The sequence below is a fragment of the Eubacterium sp. 1001713B170207_170306_E7 genome (assembly GCF_015547515.1).
GTDB lineage: Bacteria > Bacillota > Clostridia > Eubacteriales > Eubacteriaceae > Eubacterium.
This window is the reverse complement of the sequence record NZ_JADMVE010000004.1, coordinates 451,128-477,727: the sequence shown is the minus strand read 5'-3', so window position 1 is coordinate 477,727 and position 26,600 is coordinate 451,128. Positions and strand designations below refer to the sequence as shown.

Below are 26,600 nucleotides of genomic sequence, written 5' to 3'. Positions count from 1 at the left end.
CCATTAGCTCAGTTGGTAGAGCATCTGACTTTTAATCAGGGTGTCGGGCGTTCAAGTCGCCCATGGGTCACCATTTTTTTATTTATTTTTAAATTAATGGAATCAAATATGGAATCATTGTAAGCTGATGTGGCTCAATTGGCAGAGCAGCTGATTTGTAATCAGCAGGTTGTAGGTTCAAGTCCTATCATCAGCTCCATTTTTATTTTGGGGAGATGCCCGAGTGGCTAAAGGGGGCGGACTGTAAATCCGTTGACGGAGTCTACGATGGTTCGAATCCATCTCTCCCCACCACTATACACACGATCGCAGGATCTTTTTTTTATTGCAAAAAATAACCCGTATCGTGACAATACGGGTTGAATATAAAATGGCCTCTCTTATTCAGAGAGGCCAGAAGTTATAATATCATTATCTACCGCCACAGGCTGTCCGGTTTGGATGTCTTGTGACAAAGCCGTTAATATCCTCTTTTGGGTTGTAAACAGTAAGAATCATTGTTCCTTCGTTCAGGTCTAATTTGTGTTCAGAATACTCGGGTAATTTTTCGATTTCCAAAACAGCTGCTTTCGCTTCATCAACATTGGTAAATTCTTCTAATGAAACGGTAGCAATGCCATCATCTGAATAATTCGCAGCTTCCATCTTTTTCAGCAAGGTTTTTGAAATATCATTTAACATAGTAACCACCTTTAATCCTTTCATCGATTACGTGACCTATTTTGATTATACGACAAGTTTGACGTCTTGTCCACAAGATGTCAAAAATTTACTACTAATCAAAATAGGCGGCTTAAATAAAGCCTCTGCTTTATCTTTATATGAAATTATACCCTAAGATTTCAATAAATAACAAAATGCGTGAAATACAGGTAAATTTCCTTTCGGGTGATTGACAAAATTGCGAAAAATGAGATACTATAATAAGGATTACAATGTGATTTTGGTAGATTATATTAGGAGATGTTAGAAATGGTAAATTTGACAATTGACAATCAGAAAGTGTGCGTTCCTGAGGGCACAACAATCCTCAACGCCGCTAAGGAAGTTGGGATTGATATTCCGACTTTGTGCTATTTTAAAGGCTTTGATCCTGAAGGAAGCTGCAGGATGTGCCTTGTTGAAGTAGTAGGAGCCAGAAGACTGGAAACAGCTTGTTCGACACCGGTAGGCGAAGGGATGGTCGTCTATACGAACAATGCGGTTGTCCGCAAAGCACGGCGCTTTGTTTTAAAGATGCTTTTTTCGGATCATACCTTTGACTGCTTTACCTGTTATAAATTTGGCACCTGCAAATTTGTTGAGCTCAATGGTAATTGCATCGAGTATGATGAAGTGAAAAGCTTTGGTCAATCGCTGGAAAAAGGACGACCGGTTGACGATTCAAGTCCTTTTTATACCTACGATCCCAATAAATGTATTTTATGTAATCGTTGTGTCAAGGTCTGTGAGCACCTTCAGTGCAACCATGTTTTGGCTAAATGCGACCGCGGTTATGAAACCAATATTAATCCTGTTTTTGATATGCTGCGCGGTGATAAGAAGTCGAATTGCGTAAACTGTGGAAACTGTATTGCCGAGTGTCCTACGGGAGCGCTGGCGCCTAAAAAGTTTATGCCTCTGCCGTATACAGAAACAGTGGAAACCATATGTCCTTATTGTGGGGTGGGCTGTACCTTGAAATTAAAGGTTCGGGACAACAAAATAACAGATGTTATGAGTGTTCCGGGCAATGTTAATAATAATCTTCTCTGTGTAAAGGGTCGTTTTGCCCATGACTTTGTATCCAGTGAGGATCGCCTGAAGACACCGCTTATTCGCAAAAACGGCGTTCTGGAGGAAGCGACTTGGGATGAAGCCTATGACTTGATCACACAGAAGTTGAAGGAAGCCGTCGCAGAAGGCCCGCAGGCTGTAGCCGGATTTTCTTCTGCCCGGTGTACAAATGAAGAGAACTATTTATTCCAGAAATTCATTCGTTCAGTCGGTAAGACTAACAATGTCGATCACTGTGCCCGTCTTTGCCATGCGTCCACTGTTGCGGGACTGGCCAAGTCCTTCGGGAGTGGGGCGATGACCAACAGCATCGAGGAGGTCGACGTGATGGATGTTATTCTCGTCAGCGGGTCAAACACCACCGAGACGCATCCGGTCATCGGCGCAAAGATTAAGCAGCGTGTGCAGAAGGGCGCTGCGCTGATCGTAGCAGAGCCGCGTAAAATTGAGCTGGCAAAATATGCCGATGTCTACCTCCAGATCAGGCCTGGTACCAATGTTGCCTTGTTTAATGGCCTGATGAAAGCAATTCTGGACGAGCATCTGGAGGACCGTGATTTTATTAATGAACGAACCGAAAATTTTGATGCGTTTGAAGAATATTTGAATACCATAACGGTGGAAGAGTGTGCTGAAATATGCGGCGTGGACCCTGATGAAATGCGTAAGGCAGCACGTTTATACGCGACCAGGGATAAAGGCGGCATTTTCTACTCGATGGGTGTAACCCAGCATGCTACCGGTACCGATGGGGTTATGAGCACAGCGAACCTGGCCATGATGACAGGCAAAATCGGCCGTGAAGGCTGCGGCGTCAATCCGCTTCGCGGTCAGAATAATGTCCAGGGAGCCTGTGATATGGGCGCTTTGCCAGGAGATTTCACCGGTTATCAGAAGACGAATAATCCAGACGTACTCGCAAAATTTGAACAGGCCTGGGGAACAGAACTGCCGACAAATGCCGGCCATACGATTACAGAAATTGTGGATGATGTCGATAAAAATATTGTGAAGTTCCTGTATATCATGGGTGAAAATCCACTGGTTTCGGACCCGAACACAAACCACGTGAAGGAAGCCTTTAAAAAGGCAAACTTTATCGTGCTCCAGGATATTTTCCTTACCGAAACGTCTGAATACGCGGATGTTGTTCTGCCGGCAATGGTTTATGCCGAAAAGGACGGCACGTTTACCAACACCGAACGCCGGATACAGCTGCTTCGCAAAGCGGTGAAAGCACCTGGTGTCGCCAAAGAGGACTGGCGGATTATCTGTGAGCTTGCCGAACGTATGGGGGCTAAGGGATTCGATTTTAACAGCTCGGCTGAAATTATGGATGAGATCGCCTCTGTCACCCCGAGCTACGCCGGTGTCTCACATGAGCGTCTGGAGCGTGGCGACCGTATTCAGTGGCCTTGCCCGAATAAAGAGTCGGAGGGAACAAAGTTCCTGCACAAAGGCCAGTTCACGCGTGGGAAAGGGATGTTCAATGTTGCGCACTACATCGCGCCGGAGGATCAGCCGGATGAGGCCTATCCGATGATTTTGATGACCGGACGTATTCTGCAGCACTATCATACCCGTACAATGACCAAACGGACGGCTGGAATCCAACAGATCGTCGGAGATCCTTTCTTTGAGATTAATCCAAAAACAGCTGAAGAAAATGGGTTTGAGGAGGGACAGTTTATTCAGGTAACTTCCCCGAGAGGTTCTGTAACCGCAAAGGCTGTTTATAATAACGGAATTCAGGAAAATACGCTGTTTATGCCATTCCATTATGGTGATAAGGGCGCCAACTGTCTGACCGGCGGCAAGGTTGACCCCATTGCCAAGATTCCGCCATTTAAGGTTTGCAAGGTCTTTTTGGAAGAAGCAAAATAAAGAGGTGCTCCCTTCATCATGTTTGGTGGTGGAGGGAGTGTTTTCATATTCTGGGAGAAAGACAATGAAAAAGTATAAGACCGCCGCAATCCTGGCTGGGGGAAAGAGCACCAGAATGGGAAAGGATAAAAAAAACCTGGTTATTTCAGGTGAGGCGCTGCTGCAGTCCATTGTAGACCAGCTGGCCGTTTTGTTTGACGAAATAATCATTGTCGGCTGCAAAAAGGATGAAATTAATAAAATCCATGGCATTACGGGCGTATATCCGGATGCTCTGGATGTTTCGGCTTCCTTAACTGGAATTTACACGGCTCTGCTGTACAGCCAGTCAAGCTGTGTTTACGTCACGGCCTGCGATATGCCCAATTATGACCTGGCGTTCATACGCCATATGATGGCGCTCCTGGAGGAAAATCCTGAGAAAAAGGGCTGTGTTACACGCTATAAGGAATGGATAGAGCCTTTTAACGCCTTTTATTCAAGAGACTTACTGCCCTCGGCAGAGGAATTTCTGAAAAGCGGAAGAAAGAGTGTTTTTCATTATTTAAGCCGGGAAAATATTTATTACATAGCAGAGAAGGAAGCACGGATTTACACGCCGGATTGGAGCCTTTTCTGCAATTTAAACACCCCTGGAGATTTAACAAAGCATTTAAAAGGAGTCAGCGATGTCAGTGAAATTGGAAGAAATTGTAAGGATCACTCCAGAAGGCGCCAAAAGGGTTTTTGACCCAATGGTCGAGGAGTATCCGGTTACGCTCTACCTGAATGGCCAGAAAATGATCGCATTGATGAGCACACCTCAGGATTTGAAAGAGCTGGGAATCGGTTTTTTTTATCTGAAGAGGCTTATAAAAGATATTCGGCAGATATACAGAGTAGAGGTGGAGCGAAGCACCTCCCGGACAGGGGCGATTGTCTCCATCGACAGCCACGAGAGGACAGCTAAATTAAAAGATTTTTTTGAATTGTCTGAGGAGAGTATTCTTTCAAGAAATGAAGCAGAACAGACCGATGCTCTTGATGCGGATTTTCAAGCAGTATTGAAACGATACGGTTTGACACAGCAGGGGCTTTTTGAGATGATGGAGAGCTTCAGCAGGAAATCGGAGCTTTTTGTAAAAACCGGTGGAGTGCACAGCATTGGACTCTATGAAAAGGGCGAGCCCGTGCTGTTTTATGATGATGTCAGCCGCTACAATACTTATAATAAGCTGTTTGGGGGAATCCTGCTGCACCGGATTGCGCCTGAAAACAAGATGCTGTTAACCACTGGCAGAGTTCCAAGTGAGGTAATGACCTGGATTATCCAGAATGGCATACGCTGCGTTTTATCCATCTCTGCCCCTACAAATGGAAGCGTTCAGCTGGCCAGAAGACACGGCGTGACATTGATGGGATTTGTAAGAGGGAAACGACTGAACCTGTATGCCTGAATGTAAAAATTCGGGGAGGAAAAGGTTAAAAAAATCTTGACACGGATGGCGTCATTTGTTATTATAATTGAGCACGTTACATACAGATGCTTTGCTCGTCTGAGTAACGCTGCATTGTGCGGATGTGGCGGAATTGGCAGACGCGCTAGACTTAGGAGTTGATTTCAAGGAAATTACGATTCTTCTCCCAAAAACAACTTAAATAAACTTTTTAAATGTATTTAACATATTAGATTTTTAGTTGAAATTTACAAAATCTAATATGTTTTTTTATTTTAGGAGGTTTATGTATGAAAGATGCACCAACAAATAATACGGTAAAAGAAATAACAAAAAGAAGTTTCAGCGAGATTGTAAATCAGTTTTTTAACGAAAAACAGGCAGAAGGGTGTTCACCAGCAACCTTAAAGACATACAAGTTTCATCTTGGCAGATTTGAACGAATAATGCTCGATAAAGAAAAAATAGAAATAAATCTAATTACAAAAGATGATTACAATTATTTTATTAACACATTAAGGAATACAGGCATCAGTGACGCCACCGTTAACAGTTACTGTCTTACAATTCGATGCTTTTTAAAATACTGTTTTACAAACAAATATATAAAGGAATTCTCATGTAAAGTTCCTAAATATCAAACAAAAATAAAGAAGATATATACAGAAACAGAACTTGAAAAACTATTGAAAAAACCAAATTTAGAGCAATGTACTTTTGGGGAATACAAAACATGGATAATTGAAAATATCGCAATTTCCACAGGGTTGAGAATCGGGAGTATTTTAAACATCAAAATAGAAGATATTAGTTTTGAGGAAAATAGTTTCGATATAAATTGCACCAAAAATAAAAAAGCATTTAAAACGTATTTTAATAAAGAATTGGGAGACATAATTAAAGAATATTTAGTGTTCAGAGGGGGAAACACAAATGATTATCTTCTATGTACTAATAAAGGACAAAAATTAGCCATTAAAACGGCTCAAGACCATATAAAAAATTATAATCTAAAAAGAGGTGTCACTAAGACAAGTGTTCATTTATTTAGACACACTTTTGCCAAAAATAGTATTCTGGCGGGAGTTGATGTTTTTACCTTAATGAAGAGATTACAACATAGCAATATAGAAACAACATTAAACTATGTCAAGATGTTAGAATTAGATGTGAAAAATGTTGTGGATTTATACAATCCTCAGAAGCAATACAATGTAAATTGTTCAAAAATAGGAAATAAAATGAGAAAATAGTGTAATTTATAAAGAAAACGTCAGGATATGACTTTATAGTTCCTTTTTGTTGACCTAGAGTGAAATTATTAAAAAATAAATCGAACAAAATATTTGTAATATTTTGTTTATAAGAATAAAATATAAACATATTAAGTTATACAAACAAGATTAAAGAGAGGTTCTAATGGAAAAGATAATTAAAAAAATAATTGAAAATTTAGATGATGTACAATTAGAAGATGAAAGTATTCTAAAAGGTACAATGAATAAAGAAGAAGATGTAATGAGTGTAGAATTGGAAAGGGAAATACCTAAATGGTATAAAAGAATAGGAGAAGAGTACTGTAGTTTAATTTTGACAGATGATATGGATAGTGCCTATTCTTGTATGTTATTGCAAGGCTTGTATTCAGGAATGCGAATTGAGAAAGCGCCAACAATGAATACTGGCCCTATACCAGTAAGTGGGTTTTATGATTTTAAAAATTTATATATTAATCCAATATTTGATAAAAGTAGAACGAGAGTATTTGTAGATGCTGAAATGACATGTGAATTTTGTATGTCTAATCATAGCATGGCAATTAGAAATGAAGACGCATTGAATCCAAATCTTATGGTATTTAATAATCCAAAATATACTCAAAAATATGCTGGTTCTACATTTCTAATGATATTGAGTTGTTATAATATTTGTTTAGATGTCTTTACTGAAGAAGAAAAGATGACGATACTTTGTCTTGATTCTACTTATAAAGGTTTTTATAATCCATCTTTCAAAGAAATAAATATATCTTGGTTGAAAAGATTAGGATATCCAGAGTTAATTACTCTTATGGAAACGAAAAAGGCAATAGATTTTGAAAATATAAAATTGAAAAAAAATCTAAATGCAAAGATAGAAGCGAAACTACATACAGACGACCAATACTATCTTAATTTAAAATTCTGTGATAAAAAAGGGGAAGAAGTAAGTATTCCTTGGAACTACGGATTTAATAAAGAAAAAGAATTTCAGAGAACAATATGTCAATCTTTGTCTCAATTTCAAAAATTAGAAAGCCAATATCAAATTGTATCAGTAGCACGTACGTACACTAATACATATCAAGTAACATATGATAAAACATGTAAAAAAGTATAGTATTTTCAATTTTAAGATAATATTTTTAAACAAATTAAAAATATAAATATGAAATAACCCGGAAAATTAGTCTACCGGGTTTAATTTTTTTTTACTTATCAGGTTTTTCTCTTTTTATTATGATTATTTTATGAAATAAATTGATGTTTTATGTAATAAATACTTGACAAAGTTGACGGCAGAAATAAGGGTAAATCTTACATAAAAGGAATATTATAGAATAGATGATATTAGTGAAATAGAAATGTATAGCACCAATAGATAAATTAAAGATTAATAAATTTTTGGTTTTCTGGAATAAAAGAGCATAGCGCCAATAGACAAATGAAGTGAAAGTCAGATTTGAAAACGCCCCCCACATTACAATATTGGCGATAATGTGTCCGTACGTTTAAAACTTAAAGGTAGCGAGATGTTTTTATGTATGATAAGAGCACAAAATATCTTTTAGTAACAAAAGCATAATATTATCTGAAATGGTTATAATAAGAAAAGTATATCTAAAATCAACGCATAATTATAAACTATCATATCGACTATAAGGTAGAGATATGAATGATATAGTTATATTTTTAAGACAAAAAAGGCCATAAAATGGCCTAATATTGATATAGAGATAGATAAGTATATCCCTCCGTAAGCGAGAGGGAACATCCAAATGTTTCATCCTTCCAATCAAGTGTTTGTGAGAGATAAACTAAAGAAATATTAAATTACATTGCTTTTTATGTTCAAAATATATTATATTTCTTTAAAGACACAAAAATAAAAACCTAGTATTTTCTAATAAAAACTAATAATAAATTTTGTAATTTGTACAAAAACATGGCTTTTGTTGATTATAATTGTACATTTTTATTCATCTTCATTGCAAATATAAATATTTCTTGTTTTCTTTTTATAACTTTCATAAGCCAACTTTTCATCAGGAGGATTATTACAGTAGAGCCAATTCCTAAAAAGTGTTCGCATACGCAAGGAAGGAATATAAATATAAATTGGTTCATTGTTGCGGATGGCGCTTCGCCATATCCATTGAATCATTTCTGATAGCGCATAAGCATCTTGGTCAAATTCTATATCATAAGAATTAAAAAAATGTTTGATATATGGATGAGTAAAGCGATTAACAAGATAGGCCAAATACGTTCGGTCACTAAAATCATTTGTTGCTCGTGTATTCAGAGAAACAAAGTTAATTTTCTTGATAGGTATCTCTTTTTTAGAATCAGGGATACTTCCAAATCGTGATGGCGTTTCATGTAGGTTTTTCACTTTAGCGGCATAATCCTTAAAAGTTGTCCACATTTTATTTTTTTGTTTTGCTCCGTATTTTCGCCAAAAACCTTGTGTATTATCCGCCAGTTTTTTTAACATGGCTTCATTACTTTTGTTGAACCAGTTTTTGCTAAGTGGTATTTTAGGATTGTCAATCTCGTCATAGACCATTGAATCAGCATTTCCAATTGCATTATGTTTAGGATAATCATCAATGGTAATAAGTTCTTGCATTTCTTGACGCCAAAGAATATCCGTTTCATCCGTACTATCAAGATGAACAATCATATATTGATTATCTGTTTTTACTACAGTGTAGTAGTCATATTCAATTTGATGTACATCAAAATAGTAGCGCTGAATTTGCGCATTAAATTGGTATGTCAAAAGAAAAATCTCGCTAAAATATTTATCACTAAAGAATTCAATGGGAAACATCCACACAAGATATTTTTTTTGAGGGAAGTATACTAATTCATGGTCAATCGCATATTCCAAGGTTTTATATTGGGATAATTCATAAGCATATTTTTGAGGTTTGGCGCTGTCTGGTAAATCAAGGTGGCGTTGAAGTAGGCCAGTGGTTTCATTATAGTAACAATAACGCATTTCAATAAGCGTGTTAACATCTTCTTTTCCTATTTGACTCTTTTCATATGTTGTTAAAGTTGTATTATCTGGATAGAGGTCGAACATTTCAATAGCGTTCATGACTTCGTCCATGATTAAAATGTAGTTCCCATTTTTAATAAGTTCAGCGATTTGGTCTGTCATATTTTGAAATAAAGCATGAGAACAGACGATATTTTCTTTGTTTTCTAGCAGATTTTTTAAATCTTCACTTTTAGAACCCTTTCCGTGCGCATAACTCGGCTGTTTAAACTTTCGGTTTGAACAAGCATTTATAATACGGTTACATTCGGTAAGTAAGGGGGTGACGTAAAGGATATGCTTTTCATCCTCTAATTCTTCATTAATATATCGAATAATGGCGCTGGTTTTGCCACCGCCGGGATGGGTGTCAATTATTTTTATCCTACACATTTGTTACTCCATCTTTATTATTTTAGTCTATTATAGCATATTGGCGCTTTTTTAGATACTGAGCGTCTTGTTAGAGTATACCTTATTGATACGATTAAAACAACGCTAAAATAGTATCATATACATGTATTTTTAAATAAGAAACGTATCAAAATAAAAATATATTCTATTGAAACTATAGTAGAAAAGATTTATAATGAATGTATTAATTTAGAGGATGGTTGAAAGTATGAAGGTAGGATATGTAAGGGTAAGTACTACAGAACAGAATACATCACGTCAGGAAAAGATAATGGCGGATTTGGAAGTAGAGAAGGTATTTATTGATAAACTCAGCGGAAAAAATACACAACGTCCAGAATTAAAAAGAATGCTGGAATTTGTAAGAGCGGGAGATACCGTTGTTGTAGAAAGTTACTCACGATTAGCACGCTCGACAAAAGACCTCTTAAATCTTATTGATACTTTGGCAGAGAAAGATGTGAATTTTATCAGCCAGAAAGAGAAGATAGACACGTCAACACCTCAAGGGCGTTTAATGCTGACTATTTTTGCAGGATTGGCGCAGTTTGAAAGAGAGTGTACTTTGGAGCGCCAAAGAGAAGGGATTGCGATTGCTAAGTCAGAAGGAAAGTATAAAGGGCGTAAGCCAATTCAAGTGGATAAAGAAAAATTCAAAGAGGTTTATGACAGATGGAAAGCAGGAAAGATAAAAGCCGTTGAAGCCATGATAGAATTAGAATTAAGCAAGCCGACTTTTTATAGAAAAGTAAAACTATTTGAAATAGAAAACAGCGCTAGAAAAAAATAGGAATTTTAAATATATAAATATTAGTTAAAAATTAATTTAAATTGTTTTTGTTGATAGATTTAGCAATATCTAATAATAGTTCTTTCTGGGAAGGTGTCATTTTTACATATTCTTCGGTAAGTTGAGGTAATAAATAATTGGGTGTGGTTGAAATTGCACCAGAGAGAATATAAGATACATCAATTTTTAAGTAATCCGCAATCTCAGCAAGGATATCTAATGAAAAATTGGTCTTACCGTTTTCGATTTTTGAAAGGAAAGGAATAGTAATATTAATATCAGCACTCATTTGTTCTTGAGTTATTTTTAGTTTTTTCCTTTGTTTTTTGATACGGTTACCAATATCTTTATAATTTATATTTTTCATCTATATAATCTTCCTTTCATGATTGAATATATCCGTTTAATTCTTGAATGACTACAATGTTATAGTTTAATATTTAACTCAAACGTTGTTTTTTTAGTGAGATTATGCTAATATAGATTTATAAATTTGATTAGAAAGGAAAGGAGTATTAGAAAATAAGTTAATTAATAATTAGTGTATAATTTATATACATAAAATTAAAATATTAAGAAGTGGGAGAAAGCATGAAAAAGAAAAGTTTATTGTCAGTATTAATTATTTCGTTGATAATGATTAGTTTGATTGCGCCGGTTATGGCCAATGAAAGCCAAGGCGTAGTGGAAGAAGATTATCAAATTGGTATTTCAGTTTTTGCAATTCAAAAAACGTCTGCTCGTGTTAATGTAAGTTTAAAAAATTCTGGGGAAAGTGTAGAGAATGCATATGTTTATATCAGTACATCACCACTTTCAGAGGACAACCCAGGTGAGTGTATTAAAAATATTTTAACCCCGATTAGTGGATTAAAACCAGAAACAACATATTATATTGTTGGAGAAGTTAATATCGATGGGAAGATATACCGTTCAGAAAATACAAGTTTTACAACTTATGGAGAGAATTTAGATATTCAAATTTATTCTGAAAGAATAACAGAAAGTCAAATTAATATAGGAATGAATTTTGAAACAAATTATTCAAACAAATTATTTTATAGTGAAGCACCAATTACTGAATCAAATACTGGTGAAGAGGCGAGAGCATATCGAGGAGATATTAATTACACGGGATTTGTTTCTGATAATTTGAAATCTGGAACAACATATTATTTTGTTGGTCAAATTGAAATGGATGGTGAGATTTATCGCTCAGAACAAATTAGTGTTAAAACACTGGGTGAAGGGGAAAATCCAGTTGTTATTGAAAATATTAAAGATAACACAGTGTTGGATTCTGAAAGATTGAATTATTTGGCGCAAAGAAATAGCGATATTATTTTACAAGGAGAAAACTATCAGTTTAAATTTGAAAAAGGAACACTTGAAGAGGTAGCGCCAAATGTTAAATATGATTTTGGTATTGTGATAGGCGATGCTTCCTATATTCCAGACACAGATTCTTTAATTAAAGACAATGAAAAAATTGCTTCAACAATTCATTTTAATCATCATGGAAAGTTACCAGCAATGGCTGAAATTACATTGAATATTGGCAGTGATTATGCTGGAAAAGTTGTTGACTATTACAGGTATAATCCTGAGACACAAGAAATAGAATTAGTTACAGAAAATTTGGTGGTTGACGAACTGGGAAACGTTATAGTAAAACAGGACAGTTGTTCAGATTATATTTTTACAGTAGAGAATGAATCAAAACCTGATGAAGAAGGCGGAAATACTGATAATGGTGGAAAAGACGAAGAATTTAATCCGCCAGCGCCTAATGATAACCATACAAGTGATACAGAAAAAAGCAATTCTATAGCAACAGAAAATAAAAATTTCAATCCTAATACAGGCATTGAGTTTATCGATAATTATTTTAATGTATTGATTGTTACAGGCGTATTGCTTATCTTATTTGGAACTGGAATTTTATTAAAAAGAAAACAACATTAAGCCCAAATAGTATAATAAAAAAAGTCTGGAATTAAAAATCCAGATTTTTTTATTGTTAAGATTTTTGGGGATAAAAGTGTAGAGAATAAAACTTGACGGGATAGGGATAATAATGTATTATATGGTCTAGTATTGTAGATTGCCAAAAATCTAATATGGATAACATTTAAAAAAGATATTTTATGTGTTCAATTATTGCCAGAAGACACGGCGTGACATTGATGGGATTTGTAAGAGGAGAACGACTGAATCTGTATGCATGAATGTAAAAATTCGGGGAGGAAAAGGTTAAAAAAATCTTGACAGGGGTGGCGTCATTTGTTATTATAATTGAGCACGTTACATACAGATGCTTTGCTCGTCTGAGTAACGCTGCATTATGCGGATGTGGCGGAATTGGCAGACGCGCTAGACTTAGGATCTAGTATCGAATGATGTGGGGGTTCGACTCCCTTCATCCGCACCATATTGAATTTAGACGAACGCATCAAAAAAATTAAAAAAGTGCTTGACAAAATAAAGGGAAGCGATTATAATAATATATGTTCGCTGATGAAAATTGTTCAAGCGAAGTTAAGCGGAAGTGGCTCAGTGGTAGAGCATCGCCTTGCCAAGGCGAGGGTCGCGAGTTCAAATCTCGTCTTCCGCTCCATTTTATTTTTTGAGACTTTTAACAGCACTGGCTGTTTTTTTATTTTCATTAAAATATCTGTGCCCAAAAAGAAAATAAAAAAATCCTGTTTTATGCAGGATTTTTTTTGTTTTTGTGTTTTAAGTTTCTTTTGGCTTGGAATACGGCAAAGGTTACGGCAACCGTCATATTTTGGATACTGCTGTAAAGAGGATGGCGTTTTCCTGGGAGTCCAATATTGCCAAGTGCGTCGAGAATATGATTAGGCTTGTGATTGTTTTTCGGTGTTTTAGAGCCGGTTTCAATCACCAGGCGTTTTCCGGCAATGCTGGTCAACAGGATATTGACGATGTCATAGGCGCCTTCATAAGCAGTGATTTTGTCTCTGTTTTCCTGGATTTGACCATCGTATTTTCCGATAAAATCAGCTGAGAAACCGGGACTGTTGAAGGTGACACATTGATGAATGTGCTCGCCGTTTAAAATGGTAATATACTGCGCGTCGTTACCGCCCTTGGAATGGCCGGCCAAGTCAAAATGTGAAAAACCAAACCGCTCCTTACAGTGCTTAAAGAAGCTGAGGGCGCTTTTCTGCTGATCCGTTTCCTCGGAAAAAGCGCCTTTATAGTTATCGATCCAACCGCCAAGGCCAACTGTTCCCCTAAAGGTAATAATGCCCGTTTCAGGCGAATCTGAGCTGAAACAGAGACCGTAGAGCCCGTTGCGGGGTTCGTCGGCCTGGCTGAGAATCTGAAGCGCCATCAGTGTGTCATCCTCCTGGATAAGCTCAAGAGAATGGCGCCATTCCTTGGACGTCATGGCGGCATCGCCAGCCAGCTTAGGGTAATGGCGGCGATGCACCGCCACCATTTCAGAAACACGGATGGGCAGCTCCCCGGCGTTCACCGGGAGGGGAAGAGCGGTCAGCTGGCTGAGCAGGTTTAACTGGCTGTGGCAGAGCATTGAACGGGCCTCCTTTCTGATAACGTGTTTTAAGAACCTTGTAAGCTATTCTGAATCCTTGAGCTTGGCCAGTGCCTCCGCAAAGGGATTATTGACGGCTTCCTGATTTTCTTTCTTCATTTTACGCATAATATTCTGAGCCTCGCGCTTATTGTTTTTTCGATTGCCGTCAAAATGTTTTTTGTTAAAGCTGGAGACCTTTTCTCTGAAGCCGCAGCGCTTGCAGAAATAAATGGCGCCGTCTCCTTTGCCGCGGATCTCCAGCCTGACATGGCACTCGGGGCAGCGGATATTCGTGTTTTTACTGACATTTTCACGGTAGCCGCAGGCTCTGTCCTGGCACACAAGCATCATGCCGTATTTGCCTTTAACTTCAAGCAGGTTTTTTCCGCATTCCGGGCATTTTTGCCCGCTTTTATTATCATGAACAAATTTTTCATTGCTGCTCTTAACATCATTGACCAGCTCGGTGGTGTAGGCTTTGATATCGGTGATAAAAGCGTTGGGATCGCTCTTGCCTTTGCTGATCAATTCCAGCTGCCGTTCCCATTTGGCGGTCATGAGGGGGGATTTTAAATCGGGCGGCACCAGGTCGATAAGTTGACGGCCCTTAGAGGTTGGATAGAGGGAGTTGCCCTTCTTTTCAATCACAAACATTTTATATAATTTTTCGATAATATCCGCTCTGGTGGCAACGGTTCCGATTCCGCCGGTTTCACCAAGGGTTTTGGCAGCCATGGCATCAACCTTTACAACCTTTTGAGGATTTTCCATGGCAGACAGCAGCGTGGCTTCTGTAAAGCGTGCCGGGGGGGTAGTTTCCAGTTCTTTTAGTACAACCTGAGAGACAGGAAGGGAATCCCCTTTTTTGAGTGAGGGAAGCTTCTGATCTTCGTTGTCCTCCTCGTCCTCCTCCTCAGATTGATTTTCATAGACTTTTTTGTAGCCAAGGGTTACAATCTCACGTCCTTTTGCGGTCAGGGCTTCCCCTGCAATATCGGCTGTGACCGTCGTCAGCAGATATTCGTAAGGTGGCAGAAAGACACTGAGAAAGCGCTTGATGACCAGATCGTAAATCCTGCGTTCATCGGTACTCAGGTTTGCCAGGATTACGCGCTGTTCGGTTGGAATGATCGCGTGATGGTCGGAAACCTTATGGTCGTCGACAAAGCTTTTGTTCGTGTGGATGCCGAGCTTCAAAATTTCGCTGACAGCAGATTTATAGGGGCCGATGGAGATGGTTTTGAGCCGTTCGGACAGTGTGGGAACAATGTCCTGTGTCAGGTATTTTGAATCGGTGCGGGGATAGGTCAAAATTTTGTGATTCTCATATAAACGCTGCATGATATTCAGCGTTTCCTTTGGGCTCATGCCGAAAAGACGGTTGGCATCTCTCTGGAGCTCTGTCAGATCATAGAGTCCCGGGGAGTAGCTCTTTTTTGGCTTTTTACTGATATCTCTGATAACAGCGGATTTGCCCTTTAGCTTTTGAAGGATTTTTTCTGCGGTTTCCTTTGAATTGATGTTTTTACCATGCTGCCCCTGCCAGGTAAGTGTAAACTGCGGCGTTTTCACCTGAAGATTGTAATAAGGCACGGGCTTGAAATTTTTGATGGCCTCCTCACGTTGAACAATCATGTTCAGCGTTGCAGACTGAACGCGTCCGGCTGAGAGCTGGGCGTTGTATTTGACGGTCAGTGCCCGGGTAATGTTAAGGCCAACAAGCCAGTCCCCTTCGGCACGGCATTGTGCGGCGCGGTAAAGATTATCGAACTCGGCGCCGGGCTTTAAGTGTTTAAAGCCCTCGGAGATGGCTTTATCTGTTACAGAGGAGATCCAAAGGCGTTTGATCGGTTTTTTGCAGTGCGCCTTGTCAAGAATCCACCGAGCCACGAGCTCGCCTTCCCGTCCGGCGTCGGTCGCGATGACAATGTCCTTTACATCAGAACGGCCGAGAAGAGAGGAAACAATTTTATACTGCTTTCCGCTGCCTTTTAAGACGGTCAGTTTCATGTGCTCCGGCAGCATGGGGAGGGACTCCATATTCCAGCTTTGATATTTTTCACCGTAGGCTTCGGGATCGGCCAGGGATACCAGATGGCCAAGAGCCCAGGTAACAATGTAGCGTTCGTTTTCGAGATAACCGTTCTGTCCATTTTTGCATTTCAGGACGCGGGCAATATCTTTTCCAACAGAAGGTTTTTCCGCAAGAACGAGGGTTTTATTTTGTGACATAAAAAGTCCTTTCTGTATTAATCAATAGATAAAATGATAAAAACGGACCAATGCGGCCCGCTTTTATTATAGCATTGTTTAAATTATTTTTCCTGAGACTTTTTAGCCTGTTTTTCTGCTTTTTTGTGCAGCTTCCGGATTTTTTTCGTGTGCAGCATGGCTTCCCGGTACAGATTCAGGGAGTCGGGATCATCCTTGGAGATCATATTCGGGAAAGCGTTGATAATACGGCTGTGTGAATAGCGGCGGTAAGCGGCTTTTTCAGACAAGTGGCCGGCAAATTCCTCAACATGCTTTTGAACGTCATCCTTTGCGTTTTCGAGAAGCTCGTGCTGGGCGTTGCGTACATCGGTAATCTTCTGGGTAAGCTGGCCTTTTGTCGCGATCCCTTTTTCCTTGAGGTCGTCGGTAACACTGGTCGCCAGTTCAGAGACACGGTTGAGCTTGTTTTTGAAGTTGAGGGTTTCCAGAGTAGAGGTGATCAGGTCGGCGATCATGAGCACCGCAATGGAGGTGGCCACAACCTCGAGCCAAAAAGGCGAAAATCGTGAGATAATACGCTCCACAAAAGGGTGCACCAGGTACATGAGAGCAAGTGCCATAACGCCGAAAAGCAATGAGTTTTTCAGGCAGACGCGTCCGTTGATATTAAACTTATGGTTTGAATAATCCCACCATTTTGCATGAAAAAGCTTTTCCATGGCCCAGCTTGTAGCGTATTCGAGTACAGAGGTCGAGACGACACCTACAAAAAATACGCTGACAGGGTCGTTGATATATGGTCCTAATATAGAGACAATGATAAGTGCACCCACCCCGTAAATCGGACAGTACGGACCGTTTAAAAACCCTCTGTTAATAAATTTTTTCTTTGGAATGGAGCAAAATACAACTTCACAGCACCATCCGATAACAGCGTAAAGAAAAAAGTATGTAAAAAGCAGGCATAAATTATAGTACATTCGGTTTTCCTTTCTATAAAAGTAATTCCCTAGTATTATACCATAATTTTACAACCGCTAACACTGACAGTTTTTCAAGATTTACTCAAGAATAAAATATTTGGAATTTTAAGTGAGTCACGATATAATGAAGAAAAGATAAAAAGGAGACAGAAAAGATGATCGTAAATTTTGGTTCTTTAAATATCGACTATGTCTACTCAATGGAAAGGATTGTAAGCCCGGGTGAAACGCTATCCTCCAAGGTACGCTCGGTTTTTCCGGGCGGAAAGGGCCTAAACCAGTCTGTGGCGCTGGCACGTGCGGGCGCAGAGGTACGGCACGCGGGTTTTGCCGGGACTGAGGACGCTCAGTTTCTGGTTGATATCATGGAAGAAAGCGGCGTAGAGGTCGGATTGCTGGAAAGAGTTCCAGAGACAAATGGCCACGCGGTCATTCAGGTGGACGAACGCGGTGAAAACTGCATTATTCTGTATCGGGGAACAAACGGCATGCCGGACAGCGCTTATGTTGAGCGCGTCGGTAAAACGCTGCGGGAGGGGGACTTGGTTCTGTTTCAAAATGAAACAAGCGCCATTGCGGAAATGATGCGGACCGCAAAGGAGAAGGGCGCCAGAATTGCCCTGAACCCGTCGCCGATGGACAGTGCCTGCCTGGGCCTTCCGCTGGAGCTGGTAGATATTTTTCTGCTCAACGAGATTGAGGGCGGGCTGCTGACCGGAGAAAAGACCCCGGAAAAGATTCTTACGGACCTCAGGGAACGTTTTCCAAAGGCAAAAATTGTTTTGACCCTGGGCGGCGACGGGTCCATGTTTGCGGATTCGGACAAAACCTTTGCGCAGCCTGTGGCAGAATGTGAAAAAGTCGTGGATACCACCGGCGCAGGTGATACGTTTACCGGTTATTATCTGGCGGGAATCGAATCGGGGATGGATGATGATGAGGCTATTCGCAGAGCGACAATGGCTTCGGCCATATGTATCACGCGGATGGGCGCCGCGCCGTCAATTCCTTTAAAAGAAGAGGTTGATGCGAAATATGGTATACGCTGAAACAGCGTACACCGGTTATAGGTTTGAAAAGCCCGCTGGGACAGAGCACCCATAAAACGGCATCGGATTATTTTTGGAAAATGGCGCAGCTATGGCTGTGCCGTTTTTCTATTTTGCAGGTCATGATGTGGCAGCTGCGAGGGACGGCGCCCATATACTATCTTTGGTATAAGGCAGCTATATCCTGTATTCTGCGTTTCATTTCTGTGCGGATATGTAACGGCTCCAGGCACTCGCATTTATCTCCAAAGCTGAGCAGAATACTGTAGTAGAAGTCGTTCTCTATAAAAGGAAAACGAGCAATATAATACGTATCACCGTCTGGCGTCAAGTCTTCATAAGAGCAGAAATCAAGGACCCTGTCCATTACAGAGTGATGAATACGAATTTTGATTTTTATCTGCATCGTTGCCAGAATATCCGTAAAATCCAACTGTGGTTTTTGATAATCCCGCGGTGTAAAAATTTCCGCTTTCATTTGCAGGCTTGATATGCGGGACAGCCTGAATAAGCGAAAATCATTTCGTATATGGCAATAGCCCTGAAAATACCAATGACTGCTTTTCAATACAAGCTGATAAGGCTCGGCTGTTCGTACGGTCTTATTCCCGTAACGGTCTGCATATTCAAAGGAAAGCAGGCGGCTTTCCTGCAAAGCCGTTTTGACAATCTCGAGATATGCCTGTATGCTTTGGTTACCCATCCACAGACTTAAATCGATACAAATTTGATTTGCCTTTAATTCAATGTCTTTGGCTCTGTCGGCCGGGATAAAGCTTTTGATTTTCGCAAGGGCGTTTACCAGCTCTTCACCCCGTACAATATTGGAAAGACTGGAAAGCCCCATCAAAATAGCGGAAAGGTCAGCAGCTGTAAAAACCTTTTTATCAAGCTTATAGTTCTCCATAATTTCAAAGCCGCCGCCTACTCCTGATGCCCCGCGAACAGGAATGCCTGCCATGCCGATCGCGTCTATGTCGCGGTAGATTGTGCGGGGTGAAACTTCAAACATATCTGCTAACTCCTGGGCTCCTACCCGTTTTTTATCAAGGAGTATCATAATAATGCTGACAAGCCTGTCTACTCTCATCGGTTACCGCCTTCCCAAAATTCTTTTTTCATTATAGATTGCTGACACGCTGCTGTCAACAATCACAAGGTATAATTAAACAAAAATCAATTGACCTGTCAGGAGGAGACGCGATGCAGAAGAAAGCCCTGGTCATAATAGACATTCAAAATGACATAACAAAGAATTATAAGGAGATTATTGGTAATATCAATAAAGCGGTTGATTGGGCAGTCGATCATAAGATTCATGTGGTTTATATAAGACATGAAAATTTATCAGCGGGCACGAGGACTTTTAAACCCAATACATATGGGTCTGAATTAACTCCAGATTTGAGAGTCGTGTCAGAGAATATTTTTACAAAATGCAAAGGAAACGCCTTAACCAGTGAAGCGTTTGCCGAATTTATCAGCGAAAATGAAATATGTGATTTCTACCTGGCGGGGGCAGATGCTGTTGCCTGTGTTAAATCAACCTGCTACAATTTACGCAAAGCGAACTATGGTGTCAGCGTACTCTCAGACTGCATTGCCAGTTATGACAAAAAGAAAATAGAGGAGATGCTGCGCTATTATGAAAGTAAGGGCAGTAAAATCATTTGTTTAGAGGATCTGTCAAATTAAACATTTTACATTTTAGCTGCAGCGGCATTTTTGGCTCAATGCTGTGCGCTTTATGTGGAGCATACTTTAGCTGCCAGAACGAAAAAGCAGGCGTACCCTTTTAAAGGTGCGCCTGCTTTTGGTTACTTTGCCAAGAGGTTTTTATGCTTCGACAATTTCAATCCAAAGCCCCTTCTGATCAGGGGTCAGTTCGAGATTCTCTAAAGCTGTGGCCTCGGGAAGCGGTTTTTCCAAAATAAAGCATTCGTTTATCCATTTACCCAAAACGTCCGCCGCGATATCAAAAGCGTTTGGGAGATCCCCGGCCTTTATGGGAATATCCTTAACGTCAAGGTCTGGAAAACCAAAGGTGATCTCATTTTCACTCTTAAGTGTAAAAACAGCGGGGTAGGCGTAGGCCAGTTTTTCTGTGTTGTCCATGAATCGGTTCCTTTCTCTAGGTAGTTGCAGCCAGTGGTTCCGGTCTCGGAACAAAGATCGTGCTGGCGCTGTTGCTTTCGGAAGCGGTGCGCGGCTTGAAGTTAGGTGACTTGCTGTCAATTATGTCGATATCTTTTCTGAGCACATCCAGTACAAGCTTGCAGTCGTCCAGCGCGCGGTGGTTCTGCATATCACAGTCAGCTGCCCTTTGGAGCGCGATTTGATTGATGTCTTCCACCAGCCCCATATGAATTTTTTGGGCGCAGCAGAATTTGCAGTCAAGGTCGATACCGGTGAAGTCAGTGGATTTTTTCAGCAGGATAGAGTCATAGTCAATGCCCCAGGACATGAGTGTTTTTCCGGCAATAAGGTCGTGCAGGTCGCGCATAACCTGATGAATGGAGGGTTTGTCCATCACCATCTGGTTGGTGATACCGGTAAGCGAGCTGATGCGCCAGTTGATTTTATGGCTGGGCTTTACCAGGCTGTTATACACCGTGGCGCCTTTACAGTCAATGACGGCAATCTCGATGAGCTCATCCGGGCACTGGACAGCCTCAGTATCAAAAATAAAGTATTCGGAGGGTCCTTTCAGGTCTTCGCGGATACGCTTGAGATGGGTTCGGGCATAGCGTTTGTTTTCCGCAATACGGCGCTTGCGCATTTCCTCATGCATGCGCTGACGTTCTTCATAGGCCAGGATAATGGGCTTCAGCTCAGCTTTGCTGGCGTTTAATTCTATGGCGATGGCCTCGTTGCTGAGACCTTGGCGCCGGAGAGTATTGTACCATTTTTTCAAAAAGGAATTGAGCTTGTCATAGGGGTAGTGCATTTCTCTCGCGATTTGTTTGTTTGAGTATTTCCGCTGGCGCAGCTCCTTGTACTTTAAAAGCTCAAGCTCCTGTTTTTCCTGGCGTTTTCTCTTGATTTCGGCGTCGCGCCTTTTCTTGAGCTCTTTAAAAACCGGATGAACAGGTGTGATGTTTCCCTGATTAATCCACATTTCAAAGAGTTCAAAAAGCTTTTTTTCGCTGATGTTCATCACTTTAAGAATATGAGGAAGGGGTTTTGTCTGAACTTTTTTAAATTGGCATAGCATAGATTTCATGATAAATGTCCTTAATATCAATTAGCAGTCTTGGTTAACTAAAAAGCTGATGTCAGATGTATCGAGAAGTTTGAGAAGTCTGTCCGCTTTTTTTAAATTCTTTTCAATAATATTTGTGTCAACACCGGCCAACCGCACCGTGATGGTTGCCAGAAAGTTGATAAAATTCTTTGATTTTGAAGGGTCCAGCGTTTCAAAGCAGTCTTTTAAAAGGTATTTTCTCGCGCCGTATTCAGCAATCATCAGCTTCTGAAAAACTTCCTTCTGGATGTGCAGGTTAAATTCTGAAATAACGGCCATCATGGACTCCCGCACATACTGATGAGTCTCTTTTAAGACCAGATCCTTGGTCAGAAGGAGCTCGTAGAGGCTTTTGCTGGCTGAGTCTTCAAAAATTTTGATATAAAAAATATGATTGAACAAAATATGCTTTTGAAGATGGTTTTCCAGCTGCTCAGAGAGCTGCGCCTCAACCATTTCATTGATCGCAAGGATAAATTCGTGATAGATATTGCCAACCAGAGCTTCTTTTTTGTAATAATAATTGACCAGCCCGACGGGTATTTCCGCCTTTTCAGCGATCATTGCAATGGTTGTCTGGCGGTAACCATGCTCATAAAAAAGCTCCTTTGCAGTTTGTAAAATTCTTTTTTTTGTTTCAATGCCATTTTTATATTGTGCCATAGTATCCTCGATTTTAAACTATTTTAACTATTATAACATAATTGTTTACAAACCGCACGATTTAAAGGTTGAAAATGTTATTTTGTAAAAAAAATAAATTTAAGATAAAACGCTTGACAAAAAAACGGTTACGATGTATCATGTTGAATATAAAATTGAATATATTATTTTATATTCAAAAATATGGAGGGGAAATTATGAGTGATGCGAACGTAATGAAGTTGTATGAGGAAAGAGAACAGCGTTATATCCAGGCTGTGAAGCTCGAGCAGCCAGACAGAGTACCTCATGAGACGCGGTTTGGAGAGTATTGGGCCATTGTTTACGCGGGTTATCCGATTAAGGGATCTACGGTTAATCCTCAGATCATGGGGGAGGCCATGGAAAAGCTGGCCCAGGATTTTGCCACAGATACGGCACCGTTTTTGTTTTCAAGAAATCCTTTATTTTACAAATCTTTACAATCACAGAGCTTCAGTGAGGGGAAAACAGGCATTATGCAGCATCCGGAGGTCTGCTGCATGAAAGCAGAGGAATATGATGCGCTGATCGCAGATCCTTTTAAATGTATTGTCGACAAGATTCTGCCAAGAGTTTACAAAGCTTTAGATCCGGATAACGGCGGCGGTGGTCTTTCACTGGTACGGGCCATGAATATTCAGAATGATATGAACACGCCGATTTTGATGGAGGCGGCCCGGGTGAGCCAAAAATATGGACTGCCACTGACAGGCGGCGGCCTTGTCGAGGCGCCGATGGACTATATCGCAGATATGATCCGCGGCTTTTCGGCCATGACCATGGATATCCGGAGACAGCCAGAAAAGGTGGCGGCAGCCGCCGAGGCGGTTATGCCGCTGATGGACCGCCTGGCAGCGCAGCTTCCGGCAGTGCCAGGCAAGCTGATCAGTATGCCGCTCCATATGCCGGTATTTATGCGGGAAAAGGACTTCGCGAAGCTGTGGTGGCCAAGCTTTAAAACGCTGGTGGAACGAATGGCCGTAAGAGGACAGTATATGCGCATTTATTTTGAAGGGGACTGGACGCGCTACTATGACTATCTTCAGGACTTACCAAAAGGCCGTATACTTGGCGTTTTTGAATACATGGACCATCAGCTGGCCAAGGACAAGCTGGGTAAGGTCATGTGCATTACCGGCGGCTACGATGTATCATTGCTGCAGTACGGAACACGGCAGGCAGTCATTGATGAAGCCAAAAAGCAGATGGATATTCTGGCGCCGGGTGGCGGCTATATTTTCACGGTTTCCAAGGGCATTACCTATCCCAACGACGGAACCCCTGAAAATGTTAAGGCGTTGTACGATTTTGTGGAAGATTATGGAAAATACTAGGAGGTCAATTATGAATCAGGAAGTAAATTATCTGGCGAGCTGGGAAGAGTATTGTGAGGCCAACGGTCTGGATTATGAGGACAACGCTTACCTGGAGTCCTACTGGCAGGCAACACAGGAAAAACTGTTTGGATTTATCATCAAGCTGCTGATATGAAAGAAAATGGGAGAGAGGGAGAGAAAAAATAATGAATGATACGAGAGGAAAACTGAGTAATTTTGTGAAATTTTCCTATGGCTTTGCGGATGTTGGATTCCAGATGATGGTAACCTTGTCAAATTCCTATCTGCTGATCTTTTTTACCGACGTCGCGGGTATTTCAGCGGTAACGGCAGGGATTATTATGACCGTAGGGCGGATTATCGACACCATCAGTGTTCCGATTTTGGGACCTTTTATCGAAAAAAGCCATCTGCCATGGGGCAAGTACCGATCATGGCTGTTTATCGGTGCGATTTGTATTTTTATCACCAACGCGATTTTATTTGTGAATCTGAGCTTTTTGCCCCAGGTAGCACTGATTGCGGTAGGCGCAGTCGTCTATGCTGTGTTCTGCATCTCAACAAATGTGGCTTACATTGGCTATACGTCCATGAACTCATCGCTGACCGACGATCCAAAGGAAAAGGTACAGCTTTCTACCTTCCGCGGCCAGGGGGCTGCCATCGGTAAAATTATTGCCGGCTGGACACTGATCCCGATGATTTACTTCTTCGGCGGCGCGGACGCTTATACGGAACAGGGTTTCTTGGTGACAGCTGTTTTGGTGGGGCTGATGATCGTCTTTACCTATCTGACCCTTTTCTTTGCAACCAAGGACCGTAAGGTGATGAGCAGCAAGGAAGAAATCAAGGATGCAAAGAATAACGGGCCTTCCGTAAGGGATATGCTCAGGCAGATCGTGACAACACGGCCGCTATTGCTCCTTTTCCTGACCGATGTTACCCGGATTCTGGCCAGTCTTTTGGTATTTTCAATGTTCCCGTATTTCTTTAAATATGTGGTCAATGACCCGGCCAAGGTCGCGGTGTTCTTCGGTTCCGTCAATATTCTTTTGTTTATTGGGGCGACACTGGTACCGTTTATCACCAAAAAGCTCAGCAAGAGAACAACCTATATGTGTGGTAATGCCGTGATGGCCGTGTGCTTTGTGCTGATGTTCTTAAACAGCGGGAATCCGACACTGGTGACCGTGCTGGCATCCATCGGGTACCTTGGCTACTCCCTTGGGAATGTTGTGAATACTGCCATGTATGCGGACATTGTGGATTTCGGCGAATACAGAACCGGCAAGAATGCCAGGGCGGCTATTTTCAGTGTATTCCAGCTGTCCATTAAGGTCGCTGCGGTCTTTTCGACCAGTATTGCGGCCTTTGGGCTGGCGTCAACAGGATTCCAGGCCGGGGTTGAACCAACGACTCAGGTGGTAAGCGGCATTAACATGATTTCAATGCTGCTGCCGGCAGGTTTACTCCTGGTTGGTATTGTGTTCTTGTTTTTCTACAATATCAATGAAAAAGAGCTGCCGGAAATGCGTGAAACAATTATGAGCCGGAAAAAATAATTCCAGGTGGAACAGAGGGAGACAAATGGAGAGTAATTTACAGAAAATGACAGAAGAGCGCAATGAGCTTTATACGGACGTGCGCGCCGGTAAAATACCAAAGCGGGTGCCCATCAATCTGAACATGGATGGCGCGGCGGCCTTAGAGTACGCCGGATACGACCTTAATAAACACCAGTATGACGTAAAATATCTGATCGGCGCCATGGAGAGGGCCGCCCAGGATTTTGAGAGTGACAATCTCGGCGTAACCGCGGTTCGGTTTGCACATTTTTATAAAATTTTGGGGGCGCGGCACTTTGTGATGGGCGCAGATGGCTTTTTACAGCACCCTGAGATTGCGGCCATGGACCCGAAGGAATACGATGCGCTGATCGCAGAGCCCTACAAATTTTTGTGGGACTGCGTGATTCCCAGACTTTATACAGAGCTGGACAGGCCATGGCCCTTATCCTCGTCAGCACTGGCCAAGGGCTTTCACACCTTTTACAGCACCATGGGGCAGATAGGGGCAGCGAAAAACGGGCTGTGCCTGAAATACGGCAAGTCAAATCTAGGCGGCCCTTTCGCCCAGACAGACGCCCCCTTTGATTTTATAGCGGACCTGCTGAGATCCTTCACGGGTATGATGATGGATATCCGCCGCGTACCGGACAAGGTGGTGGCAGCCTGTGAGGCCATCCTGCCGCTGATGATCAAGGCTGGCGCCAAGGGGACACCAGAAAAGGCGGGCGGCTGTATGATCCCGCTGCACATGGCGCCCTATATGAAAGAAAAGGATTTTGAGCGCTTTTACTGGCCAACCTTTAAAAAGCTCGTGGAAGAGCTGGTAAAGACCAATACGAACGTTTCAATTTTCCTTGAACATGATTTCACGCGCTTTCTCGACTATATTCGTGAGCTGCCCGCAGGGTGTCAGCTGATGGCGGAGTTCGGAGACCCGAAGGTCTTTAAGGAAAAGCTGGGAGATAAGTTTATACTGACCGGCTTCTATCCGCTGTCGATGCTGAAAACAGGAACAATGGATGAAATTCAGGATAAGGCTAAAGAGATCATTGATGTGCTGGCGCCCGGAGGGCGTTATATCTTCAGCCTGGACAAATCCATTCTCAGGGTCAGTGATGTGGAAATTGATAAATATCAGGCGCTGCTGCGCTTTGTGAAGGAATACGCGGTTTATTAGGAGGCAGAAATGGATATTCAATCAGAGTATTACAATAATTTAGACGAAAATATGGAAAAATACGGCATCGCTGCGGAGGATATTCCCATGGCGGAGGATACCTTCCAGGGGCTTGAGGAGCAGATGTTCAGCTTTGCCATGTTTATGCTGATGTAGCGTAGAATAAGCCTGATC

Annotated in this window: 24 protein-coding genes and 4 tRNA genes; 18 read left to right on the top strand and 10 right to left on the bottom strand. The window is 41.2% G+C overall.

Features of this window, described 5'->3' with window-relative positions; genetic code table 11:
• The first annotated feature begins 123 nt into the window (after positions 1-123).
• Positions 124-199, top strand: a tRNA-Thr gene (locus tag I2B62_RS12805).
• 10 nt (positions 200-209) lie between these two features.
• Positions 210-294 (top strand) — tRNA-Tyr (locus I2B62_RS12800).
• Positions 295-411: 117 nt separating this feature from the next.
• On the opposite strand, the gene I2B62_RS12795 is transcribed toward I2B62_RS12800, so the two are convergent.
• On the bottom strand, positions 412-681 hold the full coding sequence (locus I2B62_RS12795) for a hypothetical protein (protein WP_195269455.1): 270 nt from the start codon (positions 679-681) through the stop codon (positions 412-414).
• 291 nt (positions 682-972) lie between these two features.
• Between I2B62_RS12795 and fdhF the strand changes: the two genes are divergently transcribed.
• The 5 genes from fdhF to I2B62_RS12770 all read left to right on the top strand — a co-directional run bounded on the left by fdhF (position 973) and on the right by I2B62_RS12770 (position 7,475).
• Positions 973-3,660, top strand: a complete 2,688-nt coding sequence (fdhF, locus tag I2B62_RS12790) for a formate dehydrogenase subunit alpha (protein ID WP_195269454.1) — start codon at positions 973-975, stop codon at positions 3,658-3,660.
• Between the two features lie 64 nt (positions 3,661-3,724).
• Entirely contained in the window at positions 3,725-4,390 is a 666-nt protein-coding gene (locus I2B62_RS12785) for a molybdenum cofactor guanylyltransferase (protein ID WP_195269453.1), read from the top strand.
• Positions 4,329-5,096 carry a formate dehydrogenase accessory sulfurtransferase FdhD gene (locus I2B62_RS12780; protein ID WP_195269452.1) on the top strand — a complete coding sequence of 256 codons (768 nt, stop codon included), beginning with the start codon at positions 4,329-4,331 and terminating at the stop codon, positions 5,094-5,096. Before I2B62_RS12785 ends, I2B62_RS12780 begins: the two co-directional genes overlap by 62 nt.
• A gap of 290 nt (positions 5,097-5,386) precedes the next feature.
• Positions 5,387-6,349 (top strand): tyrosine-type recombinase/integrase, encoded by a 963-nt coding sequence (locus tag I2B62_RS12775; protein ID WP_195269451.1) that lies wholly within the window; start codon positions 5,387-5,389, stop codon positions 6,347-6,349.
• 166 nt (positions 6,350-6,515) lie between these two features.
• Positions 6,516-7,475, top strand: a complete 960-nt coding sequence (locus I2B62_RS12770; RefSeq protein ID WP_195269450.1) for a hypothetical protein — start codon at positions 6,516-6,518, stop codon at positions 7,473-7,475.
• An 855-nt stretch (positions 7,476-8,330) separates the two neighbouring features.
• Here I2B62_RS12770 and I2B62_RS12765 read toward each other — a convergent pair.
• Complete coding sequence (locus I2B62_RS12765) at positions 8,331-9,797, bottom strand: DEAD/DEAH box helicase family protein (RefSeq protein ID WP_195269449.1); 1,467 nt, start codon at positions 9,795-9,797, stop codon at positions 8,331-8,333.
• Between the two features lie 229 nt (positions 9,798-10,026).
• On the opposite strand from I2B62_RS12765, the gene I2B62_RS12760 reads away from it, so the two are divergent.
• Entirely contained in the window at positions 10,027-10,608 is a 582-nt protein-coding gene (locus I2B62_RS12760; RefSeq protein ID WP_195269448.1) for a recombinase family protein, read from the top strand.
• A 31-nt stretch (positions 10,609-10,639) separates the two neighbouring features.
• On the opposite strand, the gene I2B62_RS12755 is transcribed toward I2B62_RS12760, so the two are convergent.
• Positions 10,640-10,975, bottom strand: coding sequence for a helix-turn-helix transcriptional regulator (locus tag I2B62_RS12755; protein WP_195269447.1), 336 nt, complete (start codon positions 10,973-10,975; stop codon positions 10,640-10,642).
• Positions 10,976-11,199: 224 nt separating this feature from the next.
• Between I2B62_RS12755 and I2B62_RS12750 the strand changes: the two genes are divergently transcribed.
• From I2B62_RS12750 to I2B62_RS12740, 3 genes are all read left to right on the top strand, one after another.
• The gene (locus I2B62_RS12750; RefSeq protein ID WP_195269446.1) at positions 11,200-12,573 is read left to right on the top strand and encodes a hypothetical protein; all 1,374 of its coding nucleotides are present in this window, start codon (positions 11,200-11,202) and stop codon (positions 12,571-12,573) included.
• A 381-nt stretch (positions 12,574-12,954) separates the two neighbouring features.
• Positions 12,955-13,039, top strand: a tRNA-Leu gene (locus I2B62_RS12745).
• A gap of 111 nt (positions 13,040-13,150) precedes the next feature.
• A tRNA-Gly gene (locus I2B62_RS12740) sits at positions 13,151-13,225 on the top strand.
• A 90-nt stretch (positions 13,226-13,315) separates the two neighbouring features.
• Here the strand turns inward: I2B62_RS12740 and I2B62_RS12735 are convergent.
• The 3 genes from I2B62_RS12735 to I2B62_RS12725 form a co-directional block, all read right to left on the bottom strand.
• Entirely contained in the window at positions 13,316-14,167 is an 852-nt protein-coding gene (locus I2B62_RS12735; RefSeq protein WP_195269445.1) for an Mbeg1-like protein, read from the bottom strand.
• A gap of 45 nt (positions 14,168-14,212) precedes the next feature.
• Positions 14,213-16,402, bottom strand: a complete 2,190-nt coding sequence (locus I2B62_RS12730; protein WP_195269444.1) for a DNA topoisomerase III — start codon at positions 16,400-16,402, stop codon at positions 14,213-14,215.
• Positions 16,403-16,485: 83 nt separating this feature from the next.
• Positions 16,486-17,364 (bottom strand): putative ABC transporter permease, encoded by an 879-nt coding sequence (locus tag I2B62_RS12725; RefSeq protein WP_195269443.1) that lies wholly within the window; start codon positions 17,362-17,364, stop codon positions 16,486-16,488.
• A 158-nt stretch (positions 17,365-17,522) separates the two neighbouring features.
• Here I2B62_RS12725 and I2B62_RS12720 point away from each other — a divergent pair, with 158 nt between their 5' ends.
• On the top strand, positions 17,523-18,416 hold the full coding sequence (locus I2B62_RS12720) for a ribokinase (protein ID WP_195269442.1): 894 nt from the start codon (positions 17,523-17,525) through the stop codon (positions 18,414-18,416).
• Positions 18,417-18,573: 157 nt separating this feature from the next.
• Here the strand turns inward: I2B62_RS12720 and I2B62_RS12715 are convergent, their stop codons facing one another.
• The gene (locus tag I2B62_RS12715; protein ID WP_195269441.1) at positions 18,574-19,506 is read right to left on the bottom strand and encodes a YafY family protein; all 933 of its coding nucleotides are present in this window, start codon (positions 19,504-19,506) and stop codon (positions 18,574-18,576) included.
• A gap of 113 nt (positions 19,507-19,619) precedes the next feature.
• Between I2B62_RS12715 and I2B62_RS12710 the strand changes: the two genes are divergently transcribed.
• Positions 19,620-20,111 (top strand): isochorismatase family cysteine hydrolase, encoded by a 492-nt coding sequence (locus I2B62_RS12710; RefSeq protein ID WP_195269440.1) that lies wholly within the window; start codon positions 19,620-19,622, stop codon positions 20,109-20,111.
• 141 nt (positions 20,112-20,252) lie between these two features.
• Here the strand turns inward: I2B62_RS12710 and I2B62_RS12705 are convergent, their stop codons facing one another.
• The 3 genes from I2B62_RS12705 to I2B62_RS12695 are packed head-to-tail and all read right to left on the bottom strand — an operon-like array spanning position 20,253 to position 22,323.
• Positions 20,253-20,531, bottom strand: coding sequence for a hypothetical protein (locus I2B62_RS12705; RefSeq protein ID WP_195269439.1), 279 nt, complete (start codon positions 20,529-20,531; stop codon positions 20,253-20,255).
• Between the two features lie 16 nt (positions 20,532-20,547).
• Positions 20,548-21,639 (bottom strand): 3'-5' exonuclease, encoded by a 1,092-nt coding sequence (locus I2B62_RS12700; RefSeq protein ID WP_195269438.1) that lies wholly within the window; start codon positions 21,637-21,639, stop codon positions 20,548-20,550.
• Between the two features lie 21 nt (positions 21,640-21,660).
• Positions 21,661-22,323, bottom strand: a complete 663-nt coding sequence (locus I2B62_RS12695) for a TetR/AcrR family transcriptional regulator (protein ID WP_195269437.1) — start codon at positions 22,321-22,323, stop codon at positions 21,661-21,663.
• Between the two features lie 197 nt (positions 22,324-22,520).
• Between I2B62_RS12695 and I2B62_RS12690 the strand changes: the two genes are divergently transcribed.
• Genes I2B62_RS12690 through I2B62_RS12670 form a run of 5 tightly spaced genes read left to right on the top strand, consistent with a single transcriptional unit; the run spans position 22,521 to position 26,582 of the window.
• Entirely contained in the window at positions 22,521-23,678 is a 1,158-nt protein-coding gene (locus tag I2B62_RS12690; protein ID WP_195269436.1) for a uroporphyrinogen decarboxylase family protein, read from the top strand.
• Between the two features lie 10 nt (positions 23,679-23,688).
• Positions 23,689-23,835, top strand: a complete 147-nt coding sequence (locus I2B62_RS12685; RefSeq protein ID WP_195269435.1) for a hypothetical protein — start codon at positions 23,689-23,691, stop codon at positions 23,833-23,835.
• A gap of 31 nt (positions 23,836-23,866) precedes the next feature.
• Complete coding sequence (locus tag I2B62_RS12680) at positions 23,867-25,243, top strand: MFS transporter (protein WP_195269434.1); 1,377 nt, start codon at positions 23,867-23,869, stop codon at positions 25,241-25,243.
• Between the two features lie 25 nt (positions 25,244-25,268).
• The gene (locus tag I2B62_RS12675) at positions 25,269-26,426 is read left to right on the top strand and encodes a uroporphyrinogen decarboxylase family protein (protein ID WP_195269433.1); all 1,158 of its coding nucleotides are present in this window, start codon (positions 25,269-25,271) and stop codon (positions 26,424-26,426) included.
• A 9-nt stretch (positions 26,427-26,435) separates the two neighbouring features.
• Positions 26,436-26,582: a hypothetical protein gene (locus I2B62_RS12670; RefSeq protein ID WP_195269432.1), complete on the top strand. Its 147-nt coding sequence runs from the start codon at positions 26,436-26,438 to the stop codon at positions 26,580-26,582.
• The last annotated feature ends 18 nt before the right edge of the window (positions 26,583-26,600 follow it).

Coding starts and splice junctions, on each gene's coding strand:
- I2B62_RS12795 (WP_195269455.1), bottom strand. CDS start 681: ATGTTAAATGATATTTCAAAAACCTTGCTGAAAAAGATGGAAGCTGCG.
- fdhF (WP_195269454.1), top strand. CDS start 973: ATGGTAAATTTGACAATTGACAATCAGAAAGTGTGCGTTCCTGAGGGC.
- I2B62_RS12785 (WP_195269453.1), top strand. CDS start 3,725: ATGAAAAAGTATAAGACCGCCGCAATCCTGGCTGGGGGAAAGAGCACC.
- I2B62_RS12780 (WP_195269452.1), top strand. CDS start 4,329: ATGTCAGTGAAATTGGAAGAAATTGTAAGGATCACTCCAGAAGGCGCC.
- I2B62_RS12775 (WP_195269451.1), top strand. CDS start 5,387: ATGAAAGATGCACCAACAAATAATACGGTAAAAGAAATAACAAAAAGA.
- I2B62_RS12770 (WP_195269450.1), top strand. CDS start 6,516: ATGGAAAAGATAATTAAAAAAATAATTGAAAATTTAGATGATGTACAA.
- I2B62_RS12765 (WP_195269449.1), bottom strand. CDS start 9,797: ATGTGTAGGATAAAAATAATTGACACCCATCCCGGCGGTGGCAAAACC.
- I2B62_RS12760 (WP_195269448.1), top strand. CDS start 10,027: ATGAAGGTAGGATATGTAAGGGTAAGTACTACAGAACAGAATACATCA.
- I2B62_RS12755 (WP_195269447.1), bottom strand. CDS start 10,975: ATGAAAAATATAAATTATAAAGATATTGGTAACCGTATCAAAAAACAA.
- I2B62_RS12750 (WP_195269446.1), top strand. CDS start 11,200: ATGAAAAAGAAAAGTTTATTGTCAGTATTAATTATTTCGTTGATAATG.
- I2B62_RS12735 (WP_195269445.1), bottom strand. CDS start 14,167: ATGCTCTGCCACAGCCAGTTAAACCTGCTCAGCCAGCTGACCGCTCTT.
- I2B62_RS12730 (WP_195269444.1), bottom strand. CDS start 16,402: ATGTCACAAAATAAAACCCTCGTTCTTGCGGAAAAACCTTCTGTTGGA.
- I2B62_RS12725 (WP_195269443.1), bottom strand. CDS start 17,364: ATGTACTATAATTTATGCCTGCTTTTTACATACTTTTTTCTTTACGCT.
- I2B62_RS12720 (WP_195269442.1), top strand. CDS start 17,523: ATGATCGTAAATTTTGGTTCTTTAAATATCGACTATGTCTACTCAATG.
- I2B62_RS12715 (WP_195269441.1), bottom strand. CDS start 19,506: ATGAGAGTAGACAGGCTTGTCAGCATTATTATGATACTCCTTGATAAA.
- I2B62_RS12710 (WP_195269440.1), top strand. CDS start 19,620: ATGCAGAAGAAAGCCCTGGTCATAATAGACATTCAAAATGACATAACA.
- I2B62_RS12705 (WP_195269439.1), bottom strand. CDS start 20,531: ATGGACAACACAGAAAAACTGGCCTACGCCTACCCCGCTGTTTTTACA.
- I2B62_RS12700 (WP_195269438.1), bottom strand. CDS start 21,639: ATGAAATCTATGCTATGCCAATTTAAAAAAGTTCAGACAAAACCCCTT.
- I2B62_RS12695 (WP_195269437.1), bottom strand. CDS start 22,323: ATGGCACAATATAAAAATGGCATTGAAACAAAAAAAAGAATTTTACAA.
- I2B62_RS12690 (WP_195269436.1), top strand. CDS start 22,521: ATGAGTGATGCGAACGTAATGAAGTTGTATGAGGAAAGAGAACAGCGT.
- I2B62_RS12685 (WP_195269435.1), top strand. CDS start 23,689: ATGAATCAGGAAGTAAATTATCTGGCGAGCTGGGAAGAGTATTGTGAG.
- I2B62_RS12680 (WP_195269434.1), top strand. CDS start 23,867: ATGAATGATACGAGAGGAAAACTGAGTAATTTTGTGAAATTTTCCTAT.
- I2B62_RS12675 (WP_195269433.1), top strand. CDS start 25,269: ATGGAGAGTAATTTACAGAAAATGACAGAAGAGCGCAATGAGCTTTAT.
- I2B62_RS12670 (WP_195269432.1), top strand. CDS start 26,436: ATGGATATTCAATCAGAGTATTACAATAATTTAGACGAAAATATGGAA.